Genomic DNA, 23,531 nt, shown 5'->3' on the forward strand with positions numbered 1-23,531 from the left:
CTCTTTACATGATTCTCCTTTCTATTGTAAGCTATCTTAAAAATTTTTTCAAATCCCAATAATGAAAAAGACCGAGATACTATTTCTCCGTATCTTATATCTCTTCCCCTCTTTTCAACTCCAATACTTGATTATACCGAATATCGTCATCAATGTGATGGGCAATTTCTACTATCATAATTGGCAAGGAATGCAGAAGTTGGCGAACAGCCTTACCATTTTTCTCATCCAAGGCTGCTGTAACCTCATCAGCCAAAAGAATATCCTTTTTCCGCAAAAGAAATCGTGCAATTTCTAAACGAACCCGCTGACCACCTGAAATATTTTCACCGTTGTTGTTTACCTTTACATTGAGAATATCTGTAAATTCATTCAACAAGCCAACCTGTCCCAACACTTTTAGCAGAATTTCATCAGAAAAGTCATCTCCCAAGGCCAGATTATAGCGGATGGTATCATTAAACAAGAATGGGTGCTGGCTAATAATACCAATATTGGCACGAAAATCCTCTGTCTGATAACCTGTTTTATCCGTCACATAGAGGAGACCCGCATCTGCTTTTTCTTGACCAGATAAAAGCCTAAAGAGAGTTGTTTTTCCAGACCCACTGGCACCTTTAATCAAAACTTTCTCTCCCATTTTTATCGATAAATTCAAGCCTGACAAGACTTGTTTATCACCATAAAATTTCACCAAACTCTCAACAGTAAGCAAATCAAGGTTCGTCAAGTAATGCTCCTTGACTTCTACAAAGTCCGGTTGAGTTTCCAATATCCCAAAAATTTTATCAGCAATAGCCTGAGCCCCCTGTATGCCCTCAGCCTGATACATCAAGTTTTGAATTGGTCCTGCTAGACGGTTAGCAGCAATAAACATTGTAAGTAGGTTGGCGATTGTAACGGTCCCGCCATTCATCATCAGATAAAAGCCGATAGCCACAGGCAATATTTGGCTGAAAAATTCCATAAAACCATTGTAAAAGAAAACAATGTTATGAGTAAAAGAATACCGTTGTATAGCTTCTTGATACTCTTTTACTACATGGCTCACTCGCTGAAAATTATTTTCAAGACTTTGATTTGCAATGAGCGTTTCACTACCATTGATGCTATCCGAAACCTCTTCATGAACTTTAGTCCGAAAGTCAGAGTATTCCTTGCCAGTATCCTTGAGACGCCTGTTCATGAGAAATTGTGGAATCGGTCTTAAAATAGTACATACCACAAAAATTGAACCCAACAGGAAATCCTGCATCAGAATATAAAGAGCTGTAACTAGACTGACAAATGCCCAACATAAGAAACCAGCAATTGGTTCTAGGTACCTATCCCCCAATAATTCCATATCTTGTGTCAATAGAGTGATCTTATCATTCTGACTGTGTCTGGAGTTAGCAATCAGTTTCCGAAACAAGGATGAGCGAATTCCAATATGAATTTCCCTCCTAAAGATATTATGGGTATGATTTGCAAAAAGCATTAAGCTATAAATCACCAAATAAACAGACAGACCATACACTAATAGTTGCCAAATTTTTTCAAAACTTAAATCGCCATTCCCAAGCTGTAAAATCTTACTCATTACTAAAGGCTGAGCTAGCATAACTCCACCATTCATAAAGATACCTAAAATAACCAAAAATTTATATTTTTTACTAACGTAACGATAAATCCCAAGCATTCTTTTCATATAAAACCTCCAATAGCAAAAAGAGAGGCTAGCACTCCTCTCATCACATAACGTCTACGGTAGTGTACATGGCGAATTACATCCGTAATTTGTAGCAAGCTGTAGAATATCTTCCTCTATATAAGTTTCATTAGTAGTTACAACCATATATTCCTCCTTCTAACCCACATCTAAAATATCATGATAGGACTTAGTCAACGCGAATAGTGCTAGATTTCTATTCATTATCTTCTGCATACTGCGACAGAGTAGCTCGGAAGAATGTTTCGAAATTCGCTTGGCCATTGGGCAGTGGCCAGACTTACAAACTAAGACCAATGGACATGATTTGCAGCTTTCCTCCACTTCAATCACCCATTGTCTCAATTTATCATGATTGATAAAACCTTTATTAATATTGCCAAATACATTTTTCGGATGATAGAGTGCGACTGTGCAAGACTGGACAATTCCTTTCACATTAAACATGTAGTGATTCATTCGATTAGCATAACAAGTGAAACGATTATTCAAAAAATAACTGACTAGAGTGACCCTGTAACCAATGGAAGTAGCTAATGTAGATAATTCGAAACTTGCATCATAATTAAGTAGAGTAACACAATCTTTCTCAGAACGATCACCCTGCCCCCAATCACCAACATTGTGATAAGAAAATCCAAATCGTTGATCATCCCTAAAATACAATCCGTCTTTGTATAAAAATGATTTTACATTTTCTACATTTTCTTTTGAAATATTAAAACGAATTGTACAAAAAAAGTCTAAGTCACTATCCTTTATTGCCTTTAAATTTTCATATATACGACTATAGGTACCACTGTTATTTCTTAATATCCGTTGACAGTCATGACTTTCTTGGTTACCATCAATAGTTATTTGATACCCACGAATTTTACAATCTTCAACCAAATGTTTAAACTTTCGGAAAGATAAAAGATAACCATTTGTCGTAATGTTTGCCGAAAACTGTACATTGTAATCGTTACAAATGTCTTGAAATTTTTTTGAAAGGTACTGTATCGTTCGATAACCAAGTAGTGGTTCACCGCCAAACCAAGAGACTTTAAACAACTTATAGGTGCCTGTACTCAATTTTTCTTCTGCAAACTTTAAAATGGCATCTTCAGTTTCTCTTGACATAGAAATATTTTCAAATTTTTCATAGCAATACTTACAACGAAAATTACAATCTCCATGCGTTAGAATTGTAAATTCTAATAAAGTAGCATCTATCTTACCTATTTTCCTTAGAGACTGGTTTACCTCATCGTCTTCTGGAAAATAATGAAATTGTTCAAGATAGGCCTTATATTGCTCTCTAGTTTCCGCATCTGTCTTCAGTTTTTCCAACAATTGATTTGTCATTAGAAATGAATGATTATTCTTTGTATTGAAATAGACAATCCCATCATCACACTTCTGACTGAGAACGTAGGGCGACATCTTCATATCCGTACCTCCCTGGCTTCAATTTTACTTCGTATAGTCATTTAGTTTATATTTTTATTACTTCGTTAACTCGTCTTGCTGTACCATTGAGAAAAGTTACACTTTTCTTATCTGTCACTTGTCTAGTTATCAACTAGACAACTACCTGCGACTTTTAACGAAAACTTCCTTTTCTTCATTTTCCACCTCAAACAGTCTCTCCCCAGACTGTTTGAGCTAGTACTAAAAATAAACTAAACAGCTATATCATGTCATGTCTAAATGTTAACATAGTTCCTTAGCGACTAGAAAAACTTACAAATATGTAATTTTATAAAAAATAATTACATATTTGTAAGTTAGTGAACACATGGAAGAAATTGGTTATAATGAAAAATAAAATAAAAAGGAGGAAACAATTATGAAGAAAAAACTACTCGCACTGCTTCTCTACCTCTCAATAGCAATCCCCATTATTATCCGCCCTGCCTCTCAACAAATCCCTCCGATTGCAGACACTGTCGTCTATAGTGTCTCGCCAGTAACGCAGATAAACCTTCATTTGTGACCAGTCCAACAGAGGCTATAAATGCCTCTATTTTATTTTTACTAGTTTCCTCCCCTCCCAGTCGTAAGAAATCCATACACAATTTGAAATAATTAATAAAAATGAATTCCAATGCATCACAAACCTCCGAAGCCGACTCTAAATCACACAGCAATTGTTCGGCATAGTCATACCTCCCACGTTCTATCATTTCAGTCACTGAATTGATTAAAATTTCTTTAAAATATTGCTTATTTTTCCTCAAATTTCGATAATGATGAGATTTATGCTTCAATTCTGAAATTAGGGTCATAATTAACTCATCATTCAACAACATTTGGGCATTTAAAAACAGATACAACTCAAAACTTGTCCACTCTTCAATGGCAAACAAATAATCAGACAGAAATTTCCTATCCTCTTCTTCGAAGTGCTCTCTCTCACCTAGAGCAACGATCGCTACCTTAATGACAATTCCATTTAATCTTGAATAGAGTGATCCCTCCGCTTGCAACAAATCAGACTCTAATAAAGCCCGTAGTCCCTCCCTATCCTGCTGACAATACAACTCCGAAATGAAGTTGGCTAGTTCAATATGAGGTGCTTCCTTGTAATTATGGTATTTATAAGTAAATTCCTCCATAGTCATATTAATACCTTCAACTGCCAGTATCAATTTATCCGCCGCCAACATGGACTTTCCCGACTCAAAACGTGACAATTGTGCCGTTGTAAAATCTCCACCAACGACATCCTTTTGCTTCAGCAAGCGAGAACAACGGACTTCTCTGTAAAATTCGCCCAAGCTCATTTGTGGTACTCTTTCCATTCCCCTACCCTTTCATCTATTCACCAAAAACATATCCTACATTTATCATAGCAAACTATTTTATCTTTGTCAATTTTATATATTGACTTCACCTAAGTCCATTTGTTTATGAAAACCATTACACTTTTCATTTCCCTACCAATTCCTTTTACCAAAAGCCCCTTTTATGATATAATAGTAGAAAAATCACATTAAAAAATGACAACTCTAGAAAATGACATACCAATCAACTAGACTATCTTCGTGGTAGCCTAGTCTGTTCGGAGGGCACTCAAATCGCCCAACCTTTACAAGACAATTAGAGTTTAAGCAGCTTGCTTACACTCTTGCTTTTTTATAGTCCGAGCCGTTTGACCTGACTTGTCATCAATGAAAGGAAACACATGATTTATAAAGTATTTTACCAAGAAGCAAAAGATGCGACCCCGCGCCGCGAACAAACGCGCGCCCTCTATCTTGATATTGACGCAAAAGACGAATTAGAAGGTCGGATCATCGCTCGCCAATTAGTGGAAACACATACCGCCTACAACATTGAATTTATCGAGCTCTTGTCTGAAAACCACCTTGAGTACGAAAAAACTCATGCAAACTTTAGCATTACGGAGTTTTAATCCATGTCAGTTCATCTAAAATCACAAGAAGTCGGCGTATTCGCCATTGGTGGTTTGGGAGAAATCGGTAAAAATACCTACGGAATCGAATACCAAGATGAAATTATTATCGTTGATGCGGGGATTAAGTTCCCAGAAGACGACTTGCTCGGTATCGATTACGTCATCCCAGACTACTCCTATATCGTTGACAATATTGACCGCGTCAAGGGTCTTGTCATTACTCACGGTCACGAAGACCATATCGGAGGCATTCCTTTCCTTCTCAAGCAAGCCAATATCCCAATCTATGCAGGACCTCTTGCCCTTGCTCTCATTCGTGGCAAATTGGAAGAACATGGTCTCTTACGGGATGCCACACTCCATGAAATCAACCACAATACCGAGCTGATCTTTAAACAATTAAAAGTAAGTTTCTTCCGCACAACCCACTCCATACCAGAGCCACTCGGTATCGTCATTGATACCCCTCAAGGGAAAATCATCTGTACAGGGGACTTCAAGTTTGACTTTACACCTGTAGGAGAGCCTGCCGATTTGCACCGCATGGCTGCTCTAGGAGAAGAGGGGGTTCTCTGCCTCCTATCGGATTCAACCAATGCCGAAATTCCAACCTTTACCAACTCAGAAAAGGTAGTCGGTCAATCGATTATGAAATTGATCGAAGGCATTCATGGACGGATTATCTTTGCCTCCTTTGCTTCTAATATCTTCCGTCTGCAACAAGCAGCTGAGGCTGCCGTTAAAACTGGACGGAAGATTGCGGTATTTGGACGCTCCATGGAAAAAGCTATCGTCAACGGGATTGAATTAGGCTATATCAAGGTTCCCAAAAATACCTTCATCGAACCAAATGAGATTAAAGAATATCCTGCCAATGAGATTATGATTCTCTGTACAGGAAGTCAAGGAGAGCCAATGGCTGCCCTCTCTCGTATCGCACATGGTACTCACCGCCAAGTTCAATTACAGCCTGGTGACACTGTTATTTTCTCATCTAGCCCAATTCCAGGAAACACAACCGGCGTCAACAAACTGATTAACATCTTGATTGAAGCAGGGGTAGAAGTGATCCATGGCAAGATCAACAATATCCACACTTCTGGACACGGGGGACAGCAGGAGCAAAAACTCATGCTCCGCCTCATCAAGCCGAAATTCTTCATGCCTGTCCATGGGGAATACCGCATGCAAAAAATCCATGCCCAGCTCGCTATGGATACTGGTATTCCTAAAGACAATATCTTCATCATGGAGAACGGAGACGTCCTTGCCCTCACTAAAGATAGCGCTCGTCTAGCTGGACACTTCAATGCACAAGACATCTATGTGGATGGGAACCGTATCGGAGAAATCGGTGCTGCTGTCCTCAAAGACCGTAGAGACTTGTCAGAGGACGGCGTGGTTCTTGCTGTTGCAACCGTTGATTTCCAATCGCAGATGATTCTTGCAGGGCCAGATATCCTCAGCCGAGGCTTCATCTACATGCGTGAATCAGGCGATCTAATCCGCGAAAGCCAACGCATCTTGTTCAATGCCATCCGCATTGCCCTGAAGAATAAAGATGCCAATATCCAATCGGTCAACGGAGCGATCGTCAATGCCCTTAGACCTTTCCTCTATGAAAAGACCGAACGTGAACCTATCATCATTCCGATGATTCTCACACCAGATAAATAAGACCCTAGGATGGGCAATCGTGCACTTGAAGCCACGATTGCCCATCCCTTTATTTTGTTATAGTCATTTAGTTTATATTTTTATTACTTCGTTAACTCGTCTTGCTGTACCCCAGTACTACCTGCGACTCGTTGCCTAGTACTAAAAATAAACTAAACGGCTATATAATTGAACTAGGGCTACGAGCTGTGCAAAAAAGAGCGATAACTGTTTCAGTTTTAGCTGACGATGGTTCTTTAGGAAATAGGCTGAAAACCTCCACTGGAGCTTTTTACTCAGCAAGGCGAATTAACGACGTCAGATGTTGATTTTTGACGAGTATAAAACAACATTCTATCTATATCCATTTTATACTCAAGAAAAATCAAAAAGGATACACTCGGTATCCTTTAGAATCGGTCTTAATACAAATCTAAATAATGGTCAATTTCCCACTGTGAAACATAGGTCGCATAGCTCGCCCATTCGATCTTCTTCGCTTCAACGAAATTAGTGTAAATGTGTTCTCCCAAAGCGGCTTTTACAACATCATCTTTTTGCAAGGCCTTAATCGCATTATGAAGCGTAGATGGCAAGTCCACAATGCCCGCTTCTTGGCGCTCTGCCTCACTCATCGCATAGATATTGGATTCTACTGGCGCTGGCGCTTCAATCTTATTTTCGATACCATCTAGACCAGATTCTAGCAAGACTGCCATAGCCAAGTAAGGATTCGCAGTCGGATCAACCGAACGCAACTCCAAGCGCGTTCCCATGCCACGAGACGCCGGTACACGGATCAATGGCGAACGATTACGACCAGCCCAAGCGATATAAACAGGTGCTTCAAATCCCGGTACCAAACGCTTGTATGAGTTTACTGTTGGATTCATAATCGCTGTATAGCTGTAAGCATGTGTCATCAAGCCACCCAAGAAATGATAGGCCGTTTCTGATAATTGCATCCCGTGAGGGTCTGCTGGATCATAGAAAGCATTGTTGCCTTGGCTATCAAAAAGCGACATATTGCAGTGCATGCCAGAGCCCGCAATTCCAAACTTCGGTTTTGCCATAAAGGTTGCATACAGACCATGCTTGCGGGCAATGGTTTTAACAACCAATTTGAAAATTTGAATATTATCACAAGCCTTCAAGACATCCGCGTATTTGAAGTCAATTTCATGCTGTCCCACCGCTACCTCGTGGTGGCTAGCCTCTACTTCAAAGCCCATTTTCGTCAAAACATTGACGATCTCACGCCGGGTATTATCTGCCAAATCCGTTGGAGCAAGGTCAAAATAGCCTCCCTTGTCATTCACCTCAAGCGTTGGATTGCCATTTTCATCCATTTTAAAGAGGAAAAATTCTGGTTCTGGTCCCAAGTTGAAAGAGGTAAAACCTATTTTTTCCATGTGGCGTAGCGCCTTTTTCAAATTCCCACGAGGATCTCCTGAAAAGGGCTCACCCTCTGTCGTATAAATATCACAAATCAAACCTGCTACACGGCCATTTTCATCCCCCCAAGGAAAAATCGTCCATGTGTTCAAATCAGGATAAAGATACATGTCTGACTCATTGATACGGACAAAGCCTTCAATGGAAGAGCCGTCAAACATGGCCTTATTTGATAGCACCTTATCTACTTGTTCATCAGTGGCTGGAATCTCAACATTTTTCATAATTCCTAAGATATCTGTAAACATCAAGCGAATGAAGGTCACGTTCTTCTCTTGAATATCCCGTTTGATATCCGCTACTGTAATTGACATAAATGGTCTCCTTTTATTGTTTGAATATAAGATTCCTATCCGTATGGATGGCTAACGAAAGATACTGGTAGGGTTAGAAAAGCGCCCTTGGTTGCGGAGTTCATCACGGAGGATCCGACGTACATCTTCATCTGTCAAGGTTTCTGTCTCTTTCGGAGGTCTAGCCTGACGATTAGCATACTCTTTCTTAATCGCTGCGATATTGAGACCCTCATTTAAAAAATCCTTGATTTCCAATAGCTGGTCCATATCGTTGAGCGAGTAAAGTCTACGATTGCCCTCATTGCGGTCTGGCCGAATCAACCCCTGCTCCTCATAGTAGCGTATCTGACGAGCCGTCAAATCCGTCAATTTCATCACACTACCAATCGGAAAAACTGCTAAAGACCTACGAAATTCTTTCTCTCTCATGATAAGCTCCTTTCTGCCTACCATTATAGGAGAATTTTACTCATTCGTCAATATTTTATGTTAGATTTCCTGACATTGTTCGTTTTATAATCGTTTTTTTATCTTGTCAAAGTCTGAATTGACCAAAATCGCTACAAAGACACCAACAAACGTCTCAAATACACGGATAAAGACATATTGAATGGCATTTCCAGACGGGATGGATAAGGTGATAATCAGTAAAGCAGCCACCCCACCAATAATCCCCGACTTATTATTCATGGCTACATTTGTCATAATCGTTAGCATAACACAAATCGGAACAACAAAGAGTGTCACCAATAGATGCTCATGAAACCATTGATTTAAAATGAAAAAAACCAAAGCATAGATGCCACCAATTGAATTGCCAAGGATGCGTGATGCCCCAAAATGCACACTCTTATCAAAGTCCTCGCGTAGACTGAAAACAGCTGTCAGGGCTGCAATCTGTGCCCCCTGACGACTGAAAAAACCAAAGAGCAAAATCACTAAAAAAACGGCAACCCCTGATTTCAAGGTCCGCATTCCTAATTTAAATTCTTTGGGATTAAATCGATATTGTTTAAACATACAAATCCTCTCTCTTGCGCCTAGCAAATCGGCTTCCCTATTATTATACCACTAATTTTGCAAACTGCCTCCCGCTAGCTTTTTCGAGAGAATAAAACAAGAGCAGTATGCCCCAAATTGAACACACCCTAAACTCTGTGCGAAAAAGAGATATAACTGTTTCAGCTTTAGCTGATTACAGGTATGGCTCCCTTTAGGGATAAATCTTCCTATTTTGATTTTTGACGAGTATTGGGTATTAAAAAATGAAGCTGGGCATCAGCCAGCTTCACTCCACTTTATATTTATACAATAGGTTCAAGAACCCTTGAGCTCCTGCCTATTTTTCAGTCAAAGCTGCAAGACCTGGCAAGACTTTTCCTTCCAATAATTCCATTGAAGCGCCACCACCAGTAGAAATCCATGAGAATTTGTCTGCACGACCAAGGTTGATAGCTGCCGCTGCGGAGTCACCACCACCAATGATTGATTTTACTTCTGGTTGCTTCACAATAGCATCCATAACGCCGATTGTTCCCGCTTGGAAATCAGGATTTTCAAAGACACCCATAGGTCCGTTCCACACAACCGTTTTCGCACCTGTAAGAGCTTCATCAAATTTCGCGATTGATTTTGGACCGATATCAAGACCGAGGAAGCCTGGATCCACAGCTTCGCCTTCTGTATCTTTCACTTCAGTATAGCCTGCAAAAGCATTTGCTTCTTTTGAGTCAACTGGTAAGATCAATTTCCCATTTGCTTTTTCAAGAAGAGATTTCGCTATATCAAGTTTATCTTCTTCTACAAGGGAGTTTCCGATTTCGATACCTTGTGCTTTGTAGAAGGTGTAGGTCATTCCACCACCGATAAGGACTTTATCCGCTTTTTCAAGAAGGTTTTCGATCACACCAATCTTATCAGAAACTTTTGAACCACCAAGGATCGCTACGAATGGACGAACTGGATTTTCAACTGCTTCTTGGATATAGGCAATTTCGTTTTCAAGAAGGAAGCCTGCAACAGCTTTTTCAACGTTTGCTGAGATACCAACGTTTGAAGCATGCGCACGGTGAGCTGTACCGAATGCGTCATTGACAAAAATACCGTCTCCGAGCGAAGCCCAGTATTGACCAAGTTCTGCATCGTTTTTAGATTCTTTCTTACCGTCAACATCTTCAAAACGAGTATTTTCAACCAAAAGAACTTGTCCATCTTCCAGCGCATTGATCGCTGCTTCAAGCTCTGCTCCACGAGTTGCTCCTGGAATGAAGACGACCTCTTGACCTAATTTTTCTGCCAAGTTAGCAGCAACTGGTGCAAGGGATTTTCCTTCCTTGTCAGCCTCTTCTTTCACACGGCCAAGGTGAGAAAAGAGTACTGCACGTCCACCCTGCTCAAGAATGTACTTGATGGTAGGAAGCGCCGCAGAAATACGGTTATCATTTGTGATTACGCCGTCCTTCAAAGGTACATTAAAGTCAACACGGACAAGGACTTTTTTTCCTTTCAAGTCAACGTCTTTTACAGTAAGTTTTGCCATTTTACAAAAACTCCTATTCTTTATTTTATACCCTACCATTATACCATATTTTGGAAATTATGGGAAAGATTTCACAAAAATTCACACTAGAAAGCAGGCATTTCAGCAATTAAAAAACGAGGTCAAACGACCTCGTCTTTCATTCGATTATTTTGCGATTTTTGCAAAGTACTCAAGAGTACGAACAAGTTGTGAAGTGTAAGACATTTCGTTGTCGTACCAAGAAACAACTTTCACCAATTGTTTGCCGTCAACGTCAAGAACTTTTGTTTGAGTTGCGTCAAACAATGAACCAAATGAGATACCCACGATATCTGAAGAAACGATTGGGTCTTCAGTGTAACCGTAAGACTCATTTGAAGCAGCTTTCATTGCAGCATTTACTTCATCAGCAGTAACGTTCTTTTCAAGAACTGCTACCAATTCAGTCACTGATCCAGTTGGAACAGGAACACGTTGTGCAGCTCCGTCCAATTTACCATTCAATTCTGGGATTACAAGACCGATAGCTTTTGCAGCACCAGTTGAGTTAGGAACGATATTTGCTGCTGCAGCACGAGCACGACGAAGGTCACCACCACGGTGTGGTCCGTCAAGAACCATTTGGTCACCAGTGTAACCGTGGATTGTAGTCATCAATCCTTCAACGACACCAAAGCTGTCATGAAGAGCTTTTGCCATTGGAGCCAAACAGTTTGTAGTACATGAAGCACCAGAGATAACTGTTTCAGTTCCGTCAAGAATGTCGTGGTTAGTGTTGAAAACGATTGTCTTAACATCATTTCCACCAGGTGCAGTGATCACAACTTTCTTAGCACCGTTTGCGTGGATGTGTTGCTCAGCTTTTTCTTTAGAAGCAAAGAATCCTGTCGCTTCAAGAACGATTTCTACACCGTCAGTAGCCCAGTCAATGTTTCCTGGTTCACGTTCTGCAGAAACTTTAACGAACTTACCGTTCACTTCAAATCCACCGTCTTTTACTTCGACAGTACCGTCAAAACGACCTTGAGTTGTGTCGTATTTCAACAAGTGTGCAAGCATCACTGGATCTGTAAGGTCGTTGATACGAGTAACTTCAACACCTTCTACGTTTTGGATACGACGGAATGCAAGACGTCCGATACGACCGAAACCGTTAATACCAACTTTAACTACCATGAATGATTTCCTCCTTATGAAAATCGAGTTCTTTTATTTTAAAAGGGTACCCTTTTAATCCTTTTGTGAAAATCTTAACTTGCAAATATCCAAGTCACCTTTCAACATTTTTATTATATACTTATTCTGCGAAAATTGCAAGTTTTTGCTTAGCTAGAGACCGGATTTTTCACCAAAATCATACTAGAAAAAATTCTTGAAAAAGCAAAAGCCTTACAATCACATGAACCTCGCCATTGATTGCAAGACTTCTTACTCCAAATGCTCACTGGTCTTTACGATAGGTGAACCTTTGCATCTTATTTCGACTGTTGTGCTCAATTGAATACCCTAGCATTTGCCTTTGCCAGACCGTAGCAATAGCATAGTTTTCTTTAGCGTTATAAATAATAAATTTCCTACCAAGCATGAACCACCTTATCACAAGCGTCATACACAATTCCCAGTCAGTAGCAAGTCGAAGATTTCCCTCCTAAGTCACTGTCACGCCACAGCAAATGGAGCAAGTTCATAATAATTGATACCTACGAGGTGCAAGCGTTGGAAAACAGGGAGTCCATCATTTTGTAAATGAACTCGGACTAAAAATAAACGAGACGACAGCCCGTGTCATTTCCTATCTCATTTTCTCTAGAATAGGACGATAGTCTTCAAAACTTACCTTATCCGAGCCATATCGAATCTCCGGGGCAATACCTGCAATGTATGCCAGAACAGGGCTTATATCCTTAACTGGTGCACCCGGTGACAATGTTATAATCCTTTTCTCACCTGACTTAGTAACGAAGACAAGCTGCGGATCATCCCCCACAACTGCTTGACCACGACGTTTAAGCGCAGCCGTCCGCTCATAGTAGATAGTAGAAACAGTATCTAAATCAATAAAGTCGAATTCCCAATTACTGATGAAATGATTCTTATAAACAGCAAGATAAAATTCTTGATAAAAATCTGCCTTTTCTGGTAGAACAGTGACACCACCTGGCAACTCTGGAAAGAGTTGCTCGAATCTTGCATAGCGAGCAATCCGCCCTTTTGCCTTACTATACTCTAATACTAATAAAGTAACAAAAACAAGAACAACAACCAAGGGAATCCCTACTGTAAATAAGCTAGTATCCGTCCCTGCTGGTGCGTCGGTAACAAATATCTTCCAAAAGACCCCGCCAACAAAAGCTACAAAAACTGTCCAGAGAATAGGGCTAAATAGAAAACCTGTATTTTTCCTCATGATTCGACTCCTCTATACATCGTAAAAAAGATGAGGAAACTTGAATCCCTCATCTTTTAATAGTTTATTAAGCGTTCCCACCATTTTTCTTGATGATCTCGTCTTGTACTGACTTAGGTACATCTTCATAGTGGTCAAATACCATCATAAAGGTACCGCGTCCTTGTGTAGCTGAACGAAGAACAGTTGCGTAACCGAACATTTCAGCAAGTGGCACGTAAGCACGAACGATTTGTGTGTTACCACGAGCTTCCATACCGTCTACACGTCCACGACGAGCTGTTACGTGTCCCATCACATCACCAAGATTATCTTCTGGTGCAGTGATAGTTACAAGCATCATTGGCTCAAGGATAACAGGCTGTGCAGATTTTGCCGCTTCTTTAAGGGCAAGAGAAGCCGCAACTTTAAAGGCTGTTTCAGATGAGTCGACATCATGGTATGAACCATCGTATAGTTTTGCTTTCACGTCAACGATTGGGTATCCAGCAAGAACACCGTTGGCCATTGATTCAACCAATCCTTTTTCAACCGCTGGGATAAATTCACGTGGAACCACACCACCGACGATTGCATTTTCAAACTCGAAACCTTTTCCTTCTTCGTTTGGAGTAAATTCAATCCATACATCACCGAATTGACCTTTACCACCTGATTGACGTTTGAAGAATCCACGAGCTTGCGTTGAAGCACGGAATGTTTCACGGTAAGATACTTGAGGAGCACCTACGTTTGCTTCCACTTTGAACTCACGACGCATACGGTCAACAAGGACATCCAAGTGAAGCTCACCCATACCAGAGATAACTGTTTCACCAGTTTCAACGTTGGTTTCAACGCGGAATGTTGGATCTTCTTCAGCCAATTTAGAAAGGGCAACACCCATCTTATCTTGGTCTGCTTTAGATTTTGGCTCAACCATCAATTGGATAACTGGTTCTGGAACGTTGATAGACTCAAGGATTACTTTTGCTTTTTCATCTGTCAATGAGTCACCTGTTGTTGTATCTTTCAAACCAACGGCAGCAGCGATATCTCCAGAGTAAACTGTTTCGATTTCTTGACGGCTGTTCGCGTGCATTTGAAGGATACGTCCGATACGTTCACGTTTTCCTTTAGAAGTATTCATCACGTATGAACCAGAGTTAAGGACACCAGAGTACACACGGAAGAATGTCAAACGACCTACGAATGGATCTGTCATGATCTTGAAGGCAAGGGCTGCAAATGGTTCTTCATCTGAAGCTGGACGCTCTTCTTCTGCATCTGTATCCGGGTTGATCCCTTTGATAGCTGGAATGTCAACTGGGCTTGGAAGGTAATCGATAACCGCATCAAGCATCAATTGAACCCCTTTATTTTTGAAGGCAGAACCACACAATACTGGATAGAATTCTACGTTGATGGTTGCTTTACGGATCGCAGCTTTCAATTCTTCATTTGTGATTTCTTCACCTTCAAGGTATTTCATCATCAAATCTTCATCTGTTTCAGCAACCGCTTCTACCAATTTTTCACGATATTCTTGAGCTTGTTCAAGGTATTCAGCTGGAATATCTTCTTCAAGAATGTCTGTTCCGAGGTCATTTGTGTAGATTTCAGCTTTCATCTTGATCAAATCGATGATCCCACGGAAGTCATCTTCTGCACCGATTGGCAATTGGATTGGGTGAGCATTTGCTTGCAAGCGCTCATGAAGGGTGCTTACTGAATAAAGGAAGTCTGCACCGATCTTATCCATCTTGTTGGCAAATACGATACGAGGAACACCGTATTCAGTTGCTTGGCGCCAAACGGTTTCAGTTTGTGGCTCAACCCCTGATTGTGAGTCAAGAACGGTTACCGCACCGTCCAATACACGAAGGGAACGTTGTACTTCGATAGTGAAGTCCACGTGTCCTGGTGTGTCAATGATGTTTACACGGTGGTCGTTCCATTGTGCAGTTGTCGCAGCAGATGTGATGGTGATACCACGCTCTTGCTCTTGCTCCATCCAGTCCATTTGTGAAGCACCTTCGTGTGTTTCACCGATTTTGTGGATTTTACCAGTATAGTAAAGAATACGCTCAGTTGTAGTTGTTTTACCAGCATCAACGTGGGCCATGATCCCGATATTACGAGTTTTTTCCAATGAAAATTCGCGTGCCATTATGTTCTCCTATATTTGTTAAATTTATTTACATCTCATTATAGCATATTTTAGAAAAAAACGGATAGGCAGGACCTACCCGTTATAAGATGTTTTAGTTTGTAAGGTGCTTAAGAAAGGGAGGCGACTGTTCAGCTTTAGCTGCTTCAGTGAGGTATTTTGCTAGGGTTTTCAAACTCTTTCGTGCATTTCCCACTTGGGCTAACATTTGCTCAAGACCTCCACGTCTTATCTTACCATCTGAAGTGTGCAAACGCACGGTTGGCTTCTGCCATACGGTGAGTATCTTCACGTTTCTTAACAGCTGCACCTGTGTTGTTTGCTGCATCCATGATTTCTTTTGCAAGACGGTCAACCATAGTGTGCTCACCACGGTTACGCGCAATGGTTACCAACCAACGAAGTCCAAGAGTTGTACGACGTTCTGGACGAACCTCAACTGGGACTTGGTAGTTAGAACCACCGACACGGCGTGCACGTACTTCAAGTACAGGCATGATGTTTTCCATTGCTATTTCAAATACTTCAAGTGCATCGTTTCCAGTAGCTTCCTTGATTTGATCAAAGGCACCGTATACGATAGAAGCCGCTGTACCACGTTTTCCATCAAGCATAACGCGGTTGATCAAACGTGTTACTAATTTTGAATTGTAAAGCGGATCTGGCAATACTTCGCGCTTAGGCGCTTGGTTTTTACGACTCATTTATCTTTATCCCCTTTCTTACCCTTTTGGACGTTTTGTACCGTATTTAGAACGGCCTTGTTTACGATCAGTTACACCTGCTGTATCAAGTGCACCACGAACGATATGGTAACGTACCCCTGGAAGGTCTTTTACACGTCCACCACGAAGAAGCACCACGCTGTGCTCTTGCAAGTTGTGTCCGATACCTGGGATATAAGCAGTTACTTCGATCAAGTTGCTCAAACGTACACGAGCGAATTTACGAAGGGCAGAGTTAGGTTTTTTAGGTGTCATTGTTCCGACACGAGTCGCAACACCACGTTTTTGTGGTGAAGAAACGTTTGTTTGAACTTTTTTACGGCTGTTGTAACCAACATTCAAAGCTGGTGATTTAGATTTTTCTACTTTAGACTTACGTGGTTTACGTACCAACTGGTTAATTGTAGGCATCTACATTCTCCTGTATAAATTTTTATTTTTGGTTGATAGAGCACTCGGTGACAGCCCCTATCTGTGTGTACTTTGCAACTATTTGTCAGCACGTCTCTGTACACTTTTGAGAGACCAAAAGTAAAAAGTACCGTTTATCATCATATCATAAACGGCACTCTGTGTCAACTATCTTTGCTAATTATTATATTATCCAATAATGGTGTGATAGTTATAAATACCTTGATTTCAACTTTACTCACTAGCATTTTTTCAAAATCTATCTATTTCTTATTGTGAATCCATCTTGTTTTATGATATAATAATGGTGTATATAATTAAACTATTAAGAGTTTAGAGGGAAGCAAATGGCTAAAAAACAACTTAGTTTAGAAGATGTTTTGAATTATGTGGAGACACTACTTTATACACAATTTAAAAATGTGGTGGAACACTATTCTCAAAAGCAAAGCAGTGATTTCTCCAACACACTCAATCAGCTTGTTGTATCTAATTTTGAGCAACGTTTAGAAAGGTTAGAAGTTAATACAACTTGTCCTTCTTGCGCCTCTGATGCAGTGGTAAAAAATGGAAAACGTCATAACATTCAACAGTTCAAATGCAAGGATTGTCATAAGCGGTTCAATCGCTTTACAGACACTATTCTAGAGAAGACACGTTGGCATTGGGATATGTGGGTTAAGGTGTTAGAAATGGTGATAAACCACTATCCTATTCATGATATGATGAATGTCTTGGTAAATGATTATGGCTGCGCTGGGATTGATTATAAAACTGTGTGGTTTTGGAGAATGAAGTTAATTCATGCTCTAGCTGAGATGCCCATGCCTCAATTAACAGGTGTTGTCCAAGTAGATGAGACCTTTGTCAGAGAAAGCCAGAAAGGAAGTCGGCAATTAGTTTCCACTATCAGTAAGAATACCTACAGGAAACCACGTTATGGTAGGCAACCTTCTCAGTATGGCGTGATGGGGTCAGAATTCGCCACTGTCATCACAGCTGTTGATAGTAGAGGATACTGCGTTTGTAAAGTAGCGAGTTTAGGCAAGGTATCGCCTGAACTTTTCTTTGATTTGTTTGATGAACACTTTGATAATATTTCTTATCTCTGTAGTGATGCGAATAGTATTTATGAGGACTATTGCAAATTAAGAAATACACCCCACTATGTTCGTCCTTCTAACTATATTAAAATGATTGGGGATCATGGTTATGTGATTCAGGCAACAGAAGAATTTGAAAAGGAGGCAAATAAGAAAGTGTTAGAACATCTCTACGTATGAAGGGATTAGTGATCGTATTACCAATCGAGGAGAAATGCTATTTGATACCTTCACCGAATTAAAATACCAGAATGGGCTATCACTGGGACGAGTGAATGAACTCCATAAAGAGATTAAGCAGTATATTTACCGTGATATGACAAATGTATCCACTAAGTATTTACAAGACTATATTGGTTTCTTTACCTATATTCGTAACTGGAGAACAGAACATGGGTATTATCCCACTTCGCAAAAAGATGCAGAAGCCATCTTTGTTGAGATTTTAAAGACAAAGAAAAACCTTACTTCAACTGAAGTAAGGCAAAAAGAATTAGTATTACCCAAACCGAGTTCTCGTTACATGGAAGTTTTGAAAGAAGAGACCGAGAAGGCGCGAGACGCAATTGACAGCCCTTATTTCAAATTCAATGAGGAAGATGGTGTTCTTTCCTTTAACAAACGTGAATACCTCCTAGACCTCCCTAAAACGAGACTATATACCATTGCCAAAGAGTGTCATATCCCCCGATATAGAAAACTAACGAGGTGGTCGCTAGTCTCTATGCTTTTGAAGCAGAAGAATATTCAGGATATTCTCTATCAAGAATTAGCAGAGGAAAGAGTTTCATTGATTGATGAGGAGGATCTGGAGGTTATAAAGTCAAGTGAGTATAGACTATATCTATAGCCATTATCGCTCTAAAAACTTATCCAATATAAAAGCGCGCTCATCTTCCAACTTACTTCTCTTTCTAGCACTCATCTCATCAATTTGATTACCTTCAAATTCATAAAAAGCAGGAATTATGTTTAATATATAAGATTTTATGTATTCCAAATCAAGTTTGTCATCAGTATCAGTAATAATCGGCAATACAAGTTCTTGTTCTTCTATTTCGGAAGTAAATTTTTTGTTATAATCATATATGCCTTTTATAGAACGTTTGAATGCAGCAATCACATACAATGCTACTAGCTCATCAAAACCATCAAATTTTGGAATAAGTTTATTTACATGACTAAAACCAATAAAATCATTTTTCTGATAAAAAATTGTTTCTTCTGGATTTACAGTATCACTAAAAGTAATAACGTTTCCTTCATTTAAAGCTTTATAATTACTATACCCTGCAACTCCATTATTTTTTGAACTATTAACTATCACTGGGACTGTTCCGTCATCCATTATTAAATCATCCGCGTTATACCCACTATAGGTTAGAGTAGTCAGCCTTTTAAATAAAATTGATAATTTTATTTTTTTAAAATCAGTCATTTTCTTTTCTCACTTTCACTCATATATGCGAAATAATTCCTAAATACATCATAAAAATCTTCCTTGATTGGTGTTATATCTCCCCTGTCAAAATAATCCATATACATGTATTTACCTCTAATCAGTTTCTTTAACAAAAATTTATCAAAGTGTTCTCTGTTAGCTATCAAAGTTAGATCTCTACATCCACTCTTGATAAACTCACGAAGACTGGTAAAAATAGTATCGGTCTCTTGTGAAGCAATCCCTTTGGAATTCCCTTTAGTTTTTACGCCATCTTTTTTAACTTTGATAAAATTTACATAATCTTTATCAAAATTATGAGGTCTTTGAGATGTAAATATAAAAATTGCTACATCAGTACCTTTGTTACCAGATTTTGTCTTGAATTGTCCAAGTGGTAAATCAATCACAGTATTTAGGGTATTTTCTGCAAATATTTCTTCAACATAAACACCACCTTTATTAAAAGTTGATTTCGGTATAATGATTGAAGCTAAACCGCCTGCTTTAAGATTACGTAAGCCATTTCTAACAAATAATGGTTGATTATCATAAGGAGGATTAAAAAGTAATTTTGTAAATTCAACTTTTTCTTTTACAACTTGCGACTTGTCTAACGGATTGATTCGTTCCAATACAAATATCTCGTTAAACGGCTTCCCAGTAGTCAAATCAATTTGATAATCCGAATTTCCGTGGAATATATGACTTTTTCCGTCACCATGAAGTAGCATATTGGTGACTGCAACAGCATACATATTACTATCATAGTCAACTCCCCAAAGGTGTTCTGTTCTCACAAGTTCTTTTTGTCCCTCTTTTTCCTCTTTGGTGAGGCTGTTATTCTTATCAATCTGCTCATCTATTAGAGTCATAGCGGATATTAGAAAACCGGCTGTCCCTACTGTAATATCTAAAATATAATCTTCAGCATTTACATCTACAATCTCAGACATAAATTTTGTTAAGTGAGGAGGAGTCAAGACAATATCTCCACTAGCTCCGCCAACATTCATATATTTAGTAAAGATGTCAAATAGATTTCCAAGTAAATCTATATGACTACTTTTTTTCATTAAGTCAATAACAGAATATCCGACCGGTGATTTTTTTAAAAGTTCTTTAGCTATAATTTCTAAAGGATAGCCTTCACTATTACCATTCTTTTTAAATAGTTCAGTAGAGATTTTTTTATCGTCCTTTATAAAAGAATATTGTTTTAAAAGTTGACTCTTTTTCTCACTGCTAAATTTATTTAAAGGTAGTGAAGCGTCAATGCGTTTATACAAATCAGATGGCCCAAATGGTTCATCAAATGAATTTATCACTTTACTGTCATAGTTTATCCCAAGTAATAGGCCAGACACTAAAAGCAATCTCTTAAAAGGATCTAATTTTAATTTTTTATCAATAGTATTAGATAATTTTCCTGCAACAGACCTAATATGATTGATATTTAACTCATTATCTGGCGAGTCTAAGTTCAATAAGTAACTGTTAATGTAATCATCAATTTTATCTTTTGCAAGTTGATTCCAATCATTCCACTTTTCCAAGTATATAAATGAAATTTCATCACTCAAAGAGTGAATCTCATGTTTACTATATTTGCTAATTATTTCTGTATTTTTAAAAAAATAAATAGCTGATGTTCTCAATGACTTCCCTGCTACAGCCAATGAAAAAATTGAATTAACTCCCTCAGTTTTACTTAAAATCTCATTGGCATAAAAAGATACATCCGTAACAGCATACTCTCGTAATGTATCATTATCTCCAACATTTTCTAATTGACCTAATTTCTTTACATCATCCTTATCTTCGATGAGGATGAGTTTATCAATTTTCTTTCTGTCTTGACCTGAAAAAATTAAAAATTCAAATTCACTTCTAGTGGTTTTCAGAGATTTCGATAGATAAAGAGCGCCTTCTTTAGGTTTTAATTTTCTATCTCCACTACTTGGTAAACTATATCCGTAATTATACTCTTTGGTAGTATATCCCACACTTTCTAACTTAGAAATAACTTTACTATCAACTGTTTTTTCAGCCATTACAAAACACCCCCATTTTCAAAAATTGAGAGTGTTTTTTTACATACTGAAAAAAGGTAAAAACTACCCGCTGTGCTGTGCTGTGCTGTGCTGTGCTGTGCTGTGCTGTGCTGTGCTGTGCTGTGCTGTGCTGTGCTGTGCTGTGCTGTGCTGTGCTGTGCTGTGCTGTGCTGTGCTAATGGATTGTACCATACTTTTCTCCTTAATCAAGCATTTTTCTTCTGAATCAGACGCAATACCTTATGTCCTTTTTCAGTAATTTCATATTTTCCACGTTTATTTTGATAAGGGCAGACAAAGCCACCTTCAATCAAATCACGCAGAAGTCTATTCGTTTTCAGTTTTGACATTTTGTTAATGTCTGCAATCTCTTGTTGAGAGAGCGGTATGTAATAAATGCCTTTTACTTCAACTTGGTTTTCTTTCAATGATTTAAGCAATTTGAAAGTGTCGTTAGCAAAAGGCTCAAGAGTAAATTCAACCATAGTGAACCTCCTAATGTATCTATTATACCACAATTACCTTTCTAATTAACAGTGCAATTCTTAACACCGTTATTTTTTTAACTCTAATTCTCAACGAGAAAATAAGAAAAAACAGCCATTTTTAGCAAAATCTGCTATCAATGGCTGTTTTATTATTGAAGTATAGGGGTGTTCGCTGATTCAGTTTTTATCCCTCTCTAACTGGATAATATAAGCTAATTATTTTATTGAGAAAAGAAGCGCGACCAAGTCCTACTGTCCTTTGGCTGAAAAATAGGCACGCACCTTGGGTGCCACTTCTTCACCATAGAGACGGATTGCCTTCAGCGTATCCTCATGTGGCATTGAACCAACCGGGATATGAAGCATAAAACTATCGAGCCCCAAGTCTTCAATCACCCGTATCATCTTATTCGCCACCGTATCAGGATCACCGACAAACATCGCTCCGTCTTCTGCAATATTCTTTTGATAAGCCTCATAGGTTAATTCTTGCCAGAAAGGTCTATCTTTACTGATGGCATCCACCAACTGTTTGGTCGGATAAAAATAGTCTCGCTCCGCCTTTTCCCTGTCTTCTGCAATCCAGCCCCATGAATGGGCTCCAACGGTCATCTTGCTCTCATCATGTCCTTTCAAGCGACCAATTTTCCGATACATGTCAATCAAAGATTTAAAGTAACGAGGGTTGCCACCAATAATAGCATAGACGATCGGTAAGCCTAGAGCCGCGATTTTCTGCGTGGATTCAGGACTGCCTCCTGTCGCGATCTTGATCGGGAAATCTTCTTGAACAGCCCTTGGATAAACAGGTCTATTCTCCACACTTTGCGTATGCTGCCCCTGCCAATTCAAGTAAGGATCTTCCTTAATCGCTAAGAGCATCTCCAGCTTCTCATCAAACAGGTCTTCGTAATCATTCAAGTCATAACCGAATAGAGGAAAAGACTCTGTAAAAGAACCACGCCCCACCATTATTTCCGAACGCCCATTCGACAAGGCATCAATTGTCGCATACTGTTGGTACACCCGAACCGGATCAATAGAAGATAGCACCGTTACAGCACTCGACAAGCGAATCTGCTTGGTCTTGACTGCCCCAGCTGCCAATACAACTTCTGGTGCCGATACTGCAAAATCTTCCCGGTGATGCTCACCAATGGCATAGACATCAAGACCGACCTGATCTGCCAATTCAATCTCCTCCACCAAGTTACGAATTCTCTCGGCATGACTTACTGACTTACCTGTTTTTTCCAAGGGAGTTGTCTCACCAAATGTAGAAATTCCTAATTCAACCATCTTATTGCTCCTTCTTTTTTGTTAGAAACATTATATCTCTAATTAGTGATAAAAGAAACTGATTTGCTCACCATTAGTCGAAAAGGGCGGAAAATAGCCCAGAAATAGACTGTTGAGGTGCAAGCCTAGAAGCCAATATAACTATAAAAGCTACTAAAGGCAGGCTGTTAGAGGCCCATCACTCACTGCCTCAAGCTATTTTAACTTCGATACCGTTATTTTAAACCTAGCCTGACTCTTGTCTCGCAAACCTTTGATTGATAAGGCGTACAGTCGTTTCGTTTTATACTTAACAAAAATCAAAATCTGAATTATAATAATGATATGAACTTTACACAAGACCACATCAGAGAACTTCGAACAGCCCTTAAAGACAAGTCACTCACTGCCTATCACAAACGGCTTCAAGCAG

The 23,531-nt window shown here is 39.3% G+C and carries 20 protein-coding genes; 4 read left to right on the plus strand and 16 right to left on the minus strand.

The window, feature by feature from the left end; all coding sequences use genetic code 11:
• Positions 1-94: 94 nt before the first annotated feature.
• From BU200_RS01845 to BU200_RS01855, 3 genes are all read right to left on the minus strand, one after another.
• Positions 95-1,681: an ATP-binding cassette domain-containing protein gene (locus BU200_RS01845; protein WP_075098558.1), complete on the minus strand. Its 1,587-nt coding sequence runs from the start codon at positions 1,679-1,681 to the stop codon at positions 95-97.
• Positions 1,682-1,849: 168 nt separating this feature from the next.
• Positions 1,850-3,142: a radical SAM/SPASM domain-containing protein gene (locus BU200_RS01850; protein ID WP_075098534.1), complete on the minus strand. Its 1,293-nt coding sequence runs from the start codon at positions 3,140-3,142 to the stop codon at positions 1,850-1,852.
• A 455-nt stretch (positions 3,143-3,597) separates the two neighbouring features.
• On the minus strand, positions 3,598-4,497 hold the full coding sequence (locus BU200_RS01855) for an Rgg/GadR/MutR family transcriptional regulator (RefSeq protein WP_075098535.1): 900 nt from the start codon (positions 4,495-4,497) through the stop codon (positions 3,598-3,600).
• A gap of 383 nt (positions 4,498-4,880) precedes the next feature.
• Here BU200_RS01855 and BU200_RS01860 point away from each other — a divergent pair, with 383 nt between their 5' ends.
• Together BU200_RS01860 and rnjA are read left to right on the plus strand one after the other, a co-directional pair.
• Entirely contained in the window at positions 4,881-5,111 is a 231-nt protein-coding gene (locus tag BU200_RS01860; RefSeq protein ID WP_075098536.1) for a DNA-directed RNA polymerase subunit epsilon, read from the plus strand.
• Between the two features lie 3 nt (positions 5,112-5,114).
• Positions 5,115-6,791: a ribonuclease J1 gene (rnjA, locus tag BU200_RS01865; RefSeq protein WP_075098537.1), complete on the plus strand. Its 1,677-nt coding sequence runs from the start codon at positions 5,115-5,117 to the stop codon at positions 6,789-6,791.
• A 401-nt stretch (positions 6,792-7,192) separates the two neighbouring features.
• Here the strand turns inward: rnjA and glnA are convergent, their stop codons facing one another.
• From glnA to rpsL, 9 genes are all read right to left on the minus strand, one after another.
• Positions 7,193-8,539, minus strand: coding sequence for a type I glutamate--ammonia ligase (gene glnA / locus BU200_RS01870; RefSeq protein WP_075098538.1), 1,347 nt, complete (start codon positions 8,537-8,539; stop codon positions 7,193-7,195).
• Between the two features lie 51 nt (positions 8,540-8,590).
• On the minus strand, positions 8,591-8,950 hold the full coding sequence (locus BU200_RS01875; RefSeq protein ID WP_075098539.1) for a MerR family transcriptional regulator: 360 nt from the start codon (positions 8,948-8,950) through the stop codon (positions 8,591-8,593).
• An 84-nt stretch (positions 8,951-9,034) separates the two neighbouring features.
• A complete protein-coding gene (locus BU200_RS01880; protein WP_167740046.1) occupies positions 9,035-9,547 on the minus strand; it encodes an FUSC family protein in 513 nt (170 codons plus the stop codon).
• A gap of 313 nt (positions 9,548-9,860) precedes the next feature.
• A complete protein-coding gene (locus BU200_RS01885) occupies positions 9,861-11,060 on the minus strand; it encodes a phosphoglycerate kinase (protein ID WP_075098541.1) in 1,200 nt (399 codons plus the stop codon).
• Positions 11,061-11,207: 147 nt separating this feature from the next.
• Positions 11,208-12,218: a type I glyceraldehyde-3-phosphate dehydrogenase gene (gene gap, locus BU200_RS01890; protein WP_075098542.1), complete on the minus strand. Its 1,011-nt coding sequence runs from the start codon at positions 12,216-12,218 to the stop codon at positions 11,208-11,210.
• A gap of 616 nt (positions 12,219-12,834) precedes the next feature.
• Complete coding sequence (locus BU200_RS01895; RefSeq protein WP_075098543.1) at positions 12,835-13,449, minus strand: hypothetical protein; 615 nt, start codon at positions 13,447-13,449, stop codon at positions 12,835-12,837.
• 67 nt (positions 13,450-13,516) lie between these two features.
• Positions 13,517-15,598, minus strand: a complete 2,082-nt coding sequence (gene fusA, locus BU200_RS01900; protein WP_075098544.1) for an elongation factor G — start codon at positions 15,596-15,598, stop codon at positions 13,517-13,519.
• 233 nt (positions 15,599-15,831) lie between these two features.
• Positions 15,832-16,302 (minus strand): 30S ribosomal protein S7, encoded by a 471-nt coding sequence (gene rpsG, locus BU200_RS01905; protein WP_075098545.1) that lies wholly within the window; start codon positions 16,300-16,302, stop codon positions 15,832-15,834.
• Between the two features lie 18 nt (positions 16,303-16,320).
• Positions 16,321-16,734: a 30S ribosomal protein S12 gene (rpsL, locus tag BU200_RS01910; RefSeq protein WP_018379166.1), complete on the minus strand. Its 414-nt coding sequence runs from the start codon at positions 16,732-16,734 to the stop codon at positions 16,321-16,323.
• A 347-nt stretch (positions 16,735-17,081) separates the two neighbouring features.
• On the opposite strand from rpsL, the gene BU200_RS11440 reads away from it, so the two are divergent.
• Both BU200_RS11440 and BU200_RS11445 read left to right on the plus strand, forming a co-directional pair.
• Positions 17,082-18,017, plus strand: a complete 936-nt coding sequence (locus tag BU200_RS11440; RefSeq protein ID WP_244912627.1) for a transposase-like zinc-binding domain-containing protein — start codon at positions 17,082-17,084, stop codon at positions 18,015-18,017.
• 34 nt (positions 18,018-18,051) lie between these two features.
• Positions 18,052-18,687, plus strand: a complete 636-nt coding sequence (locus BU200_RS11445) for a hypothetical protein (RefSeq protein ID WP_244912628.1) — start codon at positions 18,052-18,054, stop codon at positions 18,685-18,687.
• Between the two features lie 3 nt (positions 18,688-18,690).
• Here BU200_RS11445 and BU200_RS01920 read toward each other — a convergent pair whose 3' ends face one another.
• The 4 genes from BU200_RS01920 to BU200_RS01940 form a co-directional block, all read right to left on the minus strand.
• Positions 18,691-19,275 (minus strand): restriction endonuclease subunit S, encoded by a 585-nt coding sequence (locus tag BU200_RS01920; protein WP_075098546.1) that lies wholly within the window; start codon positions 19,273-19,275, stop codon positions 18,691-18,693.
• Positions 19,272-21,332, minus strand: a complete 2,061-nt coding sequence (locus tag BU200_RS01925; RefSeq protein ID WP_075098547.1) for an HsdM family class I SAM-dependent methyltransferase — start codon at positions 21,330-21,332, stop codon at positions 19,272-19,274. The genes BU200_RS01920 and BU200_RS01925 overlap by 4 nt, the downstream gene beginning before the upstream one ends.
• Before the next feature lie 206 nt (positions 21,333-21,538).
• Positions 21,539-21,817 carry a winged helix-turn-helix domain-containing protein gene (locus BU200_RS01935; protein WP_004228538.1) on the minus strand — a complete coding sequence of 93 codons (279 nt, stop codon included), beginning with the start codon at positions 21,815-21,817 and terminating at the stop codon, positions 21,539-21,541.
• Between the two features lie 252 nt (positions 21,818-22,069).
• Positions 22,070-23,119, minus strand: a complete 1,050-nt coding sequence (locus BU200_RS01940; protein ID WP_075098549.1) for an LLM class flavin-dependent oxidoreductase — start codon at positions 23,117-23,119, stop codon at positions 22,070-22,072.
• Positions 23,120-23,531: the final 412 nt, after the last annotated feature.

This window comes from Streptococcus acidominimus, from assembly GCF_001921825.1.
Taxonomy (GTDB): domain Bacteria; phylum Bacillota; class Bacilli; order Lactobacillales; family Streptococcaceae; genus Streptococcus; species Streptococcus acidominimus.